General features: G+C 46.7%; 5 protein-coding genes. 3 read left to right on the top strand and 2 right to left on the bottom strand.

Features of this window, described 5'->3' with window-relative positions; all coding sequences use genetic code 11:
- Positions 1-125 precede the first annotated feature (125 nt).
- A complete protein-coding gene (gene lexA / locus WBM30_RS07840) occupies positions 126-749 on the bottom strand; it encodes a transcriptional repressor LexA (RefSeq protein ID WP_086984765.1) in 624 nt (207 codons plus the stop codon).
- Between the two features lie 243 nt (positions 750-992).
- Here lexA and WBM30_RS07835 point away from each other — a divergent pair, with 243 nt between their 5' ends.
- The 3 genes from WBM30_RS07835 to WBM30_RS07825 all read left to right on the top strand — a co-directional run bounded on the left by WBM30_RS07835 (position 993) and on the right by WBM30_RS07825 (position 4,836).
- Positions 993-1,223, top strand: a complete 231-nt coding sequence (locus WBM30_RS07835) for a YneF family protein (RefSeq protein ID WP_424900178.1) — start codon at positions 993-995, stop codon at positions 1,221-1,223.
- Between the two features lie 86 nt (positions 1,224-1,309).
- Entirely contained in the window at positions 1,310-3,064 is a 1,755-nt protein-coding gene (locus WBM30_RS07830) for an ABC transporter ATP-binding protein (protein ID WP_424900177.1), read from the top strand.
- Positions 3,061-4,836 (top strand): ABC transporter ATP-binding protein, encoded by a 1,776-nt coding sequence (locus tag WBM30_RS07825; protein ID WP_424900176.1) that lies wholly within the window; start codon positions 3,061-3,063, stop codon positions 4,834-4,836. Before WBM30_RS07830 ends, WBM30_RS07825 begins: the two co-directional genes overlap by 4 nt.
- Before the next feature lie 107 nt (positions 4,837-4,943).
- Here WBM30_RS07825 and WBM30_RS07820 read toward each other — a convergent pair whose 3' ends face one another.
- A complete protein-coding gene (locus WBM30_RS07820; protein ID WP_424900175.1) occupies positions 4,944-5,561 on the bottom strand; it encodes a lysophospholipid acyltransferase family protein in 618 nt (205 codons plus the stop codon).
- Positions 5,562-5,851: the final 290 nt, after the last annotated feature.

The following is a 5,851-nucleotide window of genomic DNA, read 5'->3' as shown; positions in this document are numbered from 1 at the left end:
ATCCAAGGGTATGACATCTTCACGCTGATGGAATACTAAAAATAATAACAATCCGAAAATGAACAGACACGCAAAAAGGCTGCCAGTAGTTGGCAGCCTTTTTGCGGCAGTCGGGGGACTGTCCGTTATATGATGTGGTTTCGGTACAGACCGACTACTTTTCCCAGAATGATGACGGAATCCAGGATGATCGGATCCATGCTGGCATTTTCAGGTTGCAGACGATAGTAGTTGTTTTCTTTATAGAATCGTTTGCAGGTCGCTTCATCATCATCCGTCATGGCTATGACGATGTCGCCGTTTTCAGCCGTGGCTTGTTTTCTGATGATGACTGAGTCGCCATCGAATATGCCGGCGTCGATCATGCTTTCTCCGCGGATTTTCAGCATAAACAAGCTTCCGGAAGAGGATTTCAAATCCGGCGGGACCGGGAAATAATCTGTTGCTTCTTCGACAGCCAGGATAGGAGCACCGGCTGTGACGGTACCCAACAACGGCATTTTATCCGACATGATCCCGAGTTTATCCAGACCTGCTTGGGTCAGTTCGATCGCACGGGGTTTTGTAGGGTCGCGTTGGATAAAACCATTTTTTTCTAGACGCGACAGATGGCCGTGCACTGTGGACGTTGAGGAAAGTTTGACTGCATTCCCGATTTCCCTGACGGTCGGCGGATAGCCTTTTTCCTGGACTTCTTCATAAATGTATTGAAGCACTTCAACTTGGCGTGAATCTTTATTTTTAACCATGAGATCATCATCTCCGTAATCCTAAAATTTATAAGTTTAGAATACCATTAATCATCCAACAAATCAAACAGATGTTCGCATATTCTTGGGGATGACGCAAGAATAGGCTCAAAATTGTCCCGAAACCGGCAGCCGCTGAAGCGTTTTCGAAAATTCGCTAAATTTATCCGTGATTGCTATTTCTTTTTCTCATAATCTTTAGTACAATTAATGAATGAATGCTTTGGAAAGGGGGATGAATACGTGTCAACAACAGCATGGGTAATGATGGTCATTTTAGGAATAGTAATAGGCGCGGTTGGCGGATTTTTCCTTGCAAGACGTTATATGGTAAAATATTTTGAAGAAAATCCACCGATCAATGAAGAAATGTTGCGTTCTATGATGATGCAGATGGGTCAAAAACCATCCGAAAGAAAAGTAAAACAGATCTTGGCTTCTATGAAAACACAATCAACAAAGAAAAAGAAATAGACTAATGAAATAATATACAAAATGTGGATCTTTACGGTTCCACATTTTTATTTTGTCCGAATACAGGTAAGAAGGGAGTAATATACGTGAGTATTTTCAAAAAATTGAGTTGGTTTTTCCGTCAAGAATGGAAATCGTATTTTGTAGGCGTCTTTTTCCTGATCATTGTGGCGATACTTCAGGTTATTTCGCCGCGCGTTGTCGGAATCATCATCGATGAAATTGCCTTAGGGACCTTAACGATGGCTTCTTTGTGGAAGTGGTCGGCAATCATATTGATTGCGGGCATTCTGCAGTACCTTTTCCGTTATATTTGGCGGATGAAGATTTGGGGTACTTCGGCAGAGTTGGAAAAGATACTGCGTTCGCGATTGTTCAAACATTTCACTGAAATGGACGCTGTCTTTTTTCAGAAATACAGGACAGGCGATCTGATGGCGCATGCGACGAATGACTTGAATGCGATCAGGATGGTCGCAGGCGCAGGCATTCTGACATTGGCGGATTCGATTTCTTCAGGCGGGATCACGCTCTTCACAATGTTTTTCTTGATCGATTGGCGTTTGACGCTCATCGCCATGATTCCGTTGCCGGCTTTGACGCTGGTGTCACGGATTCTCGGACAGAAGATGCATAAGCGTTTCCGTAAAGCACAAGCTGCTTTCTCTAATCTGAATGACAAAACGCAGGAGAGTGTGTCCGGCGTTAAGGTAATCAAGACGTTCGGTGAAGAAGAAGAGGATATTCGTGATTTCGAAGCGATGACGAAGGATGTCGTCGTGAAAAATAAAGCTGTCTACTTGGTTGATGCCTTATTTGACCCGGCGATCCAACTTATTTTGGGGCTTTCTTTCGCCCTGACGATCATCTTTGGTGGCCGTTTTGTCGTGGAAGGCAGCATCAGTATCGGCCAGCTGGTTTCGTTCATCAGTTATATCGGAATGATGGCATGGCCGATGTTGGCAGTGGGCAGATTATTCAATGTGCTGGAACGAGGCAGTGCCAGTTACAGCAGGATCGATGAGCTTCTGAAGGAAAAATCAACGATTCAGGAGCAGAAAAATGCTGTCCAGACTCCGGTTACAGGCGATCTGGATTTTCAGGTGTCCTCATTCGGTTACCCGAACAGCGAAGAAATCAGCCTGCAGGACGTCGGTTTCCATTTGGAGCGGGGGCAAACGTTAGGGATTGTCGGCAGAACCGGATCGGGTAAAAGTACGATTTTCCGTCTGCTGTTGCGTGAGTATGATCAATATGCCGGCAGCATCAACTACAACGGGATCGATATCCGTGATTATTCATTGGACGCATTGCTGAGCGGAATCGGTTACGTTCCCCAAGACAACTTCTTGTTCTCTTCTGACGTCAGGGAAAACATCCGTTTCGCTGATCCATCCATCAGCCAACAAAAGGTTGAAGAGGCAGCGCGCTTGACCGCCATCCATCATGACATCCTTAGTTTTCCCGAGGGCTACGATACGTTGGTTGGCGAAAGGGGCGTTTCCTTATCCGGCGGACAAAAACAGCGGATAGCGATTGCGCGGGCTTTAGTGACTGAACCTGAGCTGCTCATCCTGGATGATTCCTTATCCGCGGTGGATGCGAAGACGGAGGAAGCGATCCTGACGGGACTTAAGGAAAAGCGAGCCGATCAGACAACGATCATCGCAGCCCATCGGATCAGCAGCGTGATGCATGCAAATGAGATCATCGTCCTTGATGAAGGGCGCATTGTCGAACGTGGGACTCATTATGAGTTGATGGAACTGGACGGTTGGTACCGCAGAATGTACGAAAAACAACAACTCGAAACCAAATTGGAAGGGGCGGATGAAGCATGAGTGGCTCAGTATGGTCTAAAACAATCCCATTGAAGGAACAACTCCGTGTAATCAAACGAATCTTCCGCTTTGCCCATCCTTTCCGCCGTCAATTTTTGATCGCTTTGCTTTTCAGTATTGCGTTGTCGCTGGTCAATGTGGTGGCACCACGCATCATCCAAATTTACATGGATGATTATCTGGCTGTGGGCAATGTCACGACCAATATCAGTGTGCTATTTGCGTTGGCTTATGTAGGAGTCGTCCTGCTGAAGATGTTAGTCACATATCTTCAGCGCTATATTTTCAGCATGGCGTCCGAACAAACCGTAGAAAACATCCGCAATGCCGTTTTCCGTAAGGTCAATCAATTGGGGATGCGCTACTATGACACCACCCCGGCCGGATCAATCGTTTCACGCGTCACGAATGACACAGAAACCATCAAAGAATTCTGGAATGTATTTTTGGCCTTGGCAGAGGGCATCTTCAGCATCATCACAGTGTTCATCGCAATGTGGACATTGAATAAGCAGATTTCGCTTCTTTTCATCGTTTTTGTCCCGATCATGGCGGGTCTGATTTGGTATTATCAAAAGTACAGCACACGCGTTTACCGCACGATGCGCGAAAGACTGAGCCAACTGAACACGAAATTGAATGAATCGATTTCCGGCATGGCAATCATCCAGCAGTTCCGCCAAGAAAAGCGGCTGCGCAAGGAATTTGACGCGATCAATGACGATTACAGCAAAGGGCGGGTAGCGATGGTCCAGATGAACGCCTTGATGCTGATGCCGGTCGTCAATCTATTGCAGGCTATCGCGTTGGCGATTGTTCTTTGGTTATTTGGATATCAGACTCTGAATGGCGTCGTGGAGCTTGGGGTCATCTATGCTTTCACCACCTACATCCAAAATTTCTTCCGTCCGATGGGGATGATGATGGACAACCTCAGCGCCCTGCAGGACGGCATCGTCTCCAGTTCACGGGTACTGAGCGTATTGGATAATGCCGAGTTGGCGCCAAGCCAACCTGAGGATTCGGAATTGGAAATTGCACAGGGAAGGATCGAATTCAAAGATGTTTCCTTCTCTTACGACGGGAAGCAAGATGTGCTTAAGAACATCAGCTTCACAGCGAATCCGGGCGAAACTGTCGCTCTGGTGGGCCACACCGGGAGCGGAAAAAGTTCGATCATCAATGTTTTGCTACGTTTTTATGAGTTCGAGAAAGGTGACATCCTGATTGACGGGAAATCGATCAAGACATATCCGATCGAGGAGATACGCTCAAAAATAGGCTTGGTCCTGCAGGATTCCTTCCTGTTCTACGGCGACATCTCGCATAATATCCGTTTGATGAACAAGGATTATACCGACCGCGATATCGAAGGTGCGGCTGCATTTGTGCATGCTGATTCATTCATCGAGTCGCTGCCTGGAGGCTATCATGCAAAAGTAATCGAGCGCGGGGCCAGTTATTCAAGTGGTGAGAGACAATTGATTTCGTTCGCCCGAACAATTTTACGGGATCCGAAAGTGCTCATCCTTGACGAGGCGACAGCCAATATCGACACCGAAACAGAACTCCTGATCCAAGAAAGCATGCGGAAAATGCGTGAAGGCCGAACGACGATTGCTATTGCTCACCGTCTGTCCACCATACGCGATGCCCATCTGATCTTGGTATTGGATAAAGGGCGCGTCATCGAACAAGGCACACACGAAGAACTGATCGCCAAACAGGGTACCTATTATGACATGTACATGCTGCAGTCGATGAACGACTGATCGCTTGTTGAACAGTAATGCAAAAAAACAGCGCCGGAATATTTTTCCGGCGCTGTTTTTTTGTTGTTTTCGAGATGATGAAGACCCGGTGACGGACATCAGGTGTTTTATTTTGCGATGTAGACAAAATTCGGATTGATTTCCTGATCCAATTGGCGGAAGGTAGCTCCGAGCAGTTCGTCATAGGCAGCCAGTTCTTCTCTGGAGATCCTTTTTTCCTTCGGCAAATAGATGGGCTTGCCGAAGCGGACAGTCGCCTTTTTGCGCTTCACGAGATCCTTGAGTGTGAGCGGACCTTGATAGACAACCGGAAGGATCGGAACGTTGGCCAGCTTGGCGATGGAAGAAGTGCCGCCTTTGATTTCTGCGGAATGCCTCGACCCGGTCGGGAAGATCAACAGATTGGTTTTGCCTTCCTTCAGGATCGAAACAGGTTGCTTCAGGGCACTTGGGCCCGGGTTTTTACGATTGACAGGGAAAGCGTTCATGTGAGTGAGCAGCCAGTTCATGAATTTCCCTTTGAATAGTTCTTGCTTCGCCATTGATGAAAATACGTGCGGATAAACGCCGAACGAAATGAAAATGGGATCCAGCAGACTTCTGTGAGGAGCTGCAATGATAAAGACTGTGTCTTTCGGGATGTACTCTTTGTTTTGGATTTCGGTCTTGCCGTTCAGGATACGGACCAGAAATCTGACTATGATGACGACTGTTTTAAAAAACATGACAGGGCTCCTTTTGCTTTGGCATTATGCTAATCAGTATGAGATAGTTTGTTGAATATTTCAAGTTAAATATTCAGTTCGGACCGCCATCAATGGGCAAGAAGGTATATTTTTCGATGAAATTGCAGTACAATAAAGGATGGACAGCAAGAAGCAGAGGAAGTGATAGCGTGAAATGGAGTATGCCGGACAAGTTGATACAAGAGGGACGCGAATATGTGAATGAGGATCGCGTGCTATCCGTGCAACCGGATTTCCACAGCCAGGTTTGGCATTGTGAGGTTCTCGGC

The sequence above is a fragment of the Trichococcus sp. genome (genome assembly GCF_049684335.1).
Classification (GTDB): domain Bacteria; phylum Bacillota; class Bacilli; order Lactobacillales; family Aerococcaceae; genus Trichococcus.
This window is presented reverse-complemented; position numbering and strand designations above follow the sequence as displayed.

What these genes read in the sequence shown, in the direction of transcription:
- lexA (WP_086984765.1), bottom strand. Translation starts at nt 749, where the DNA reads ATGGTTAAAAATAAAGATTCACGCCAAGTTGAAGTGCTTCAATACATT.
- WBM30_RS07825 (WP_424900176.1), top strand. Translation starts at nt 3,061, where the DNA reads ATGAGTGGCTCAGTATGGTCTAAAACAATCCCATTGAAGGAACAACTC.
- WBM30_RS07820 (WP_424900175.1), bottom strand. Translation starts at nt 5,561, where the DNA reads ATGTTTTTTAAAACAGTCGTCATCATAGTCAGATTTCTGGTCCGTATC.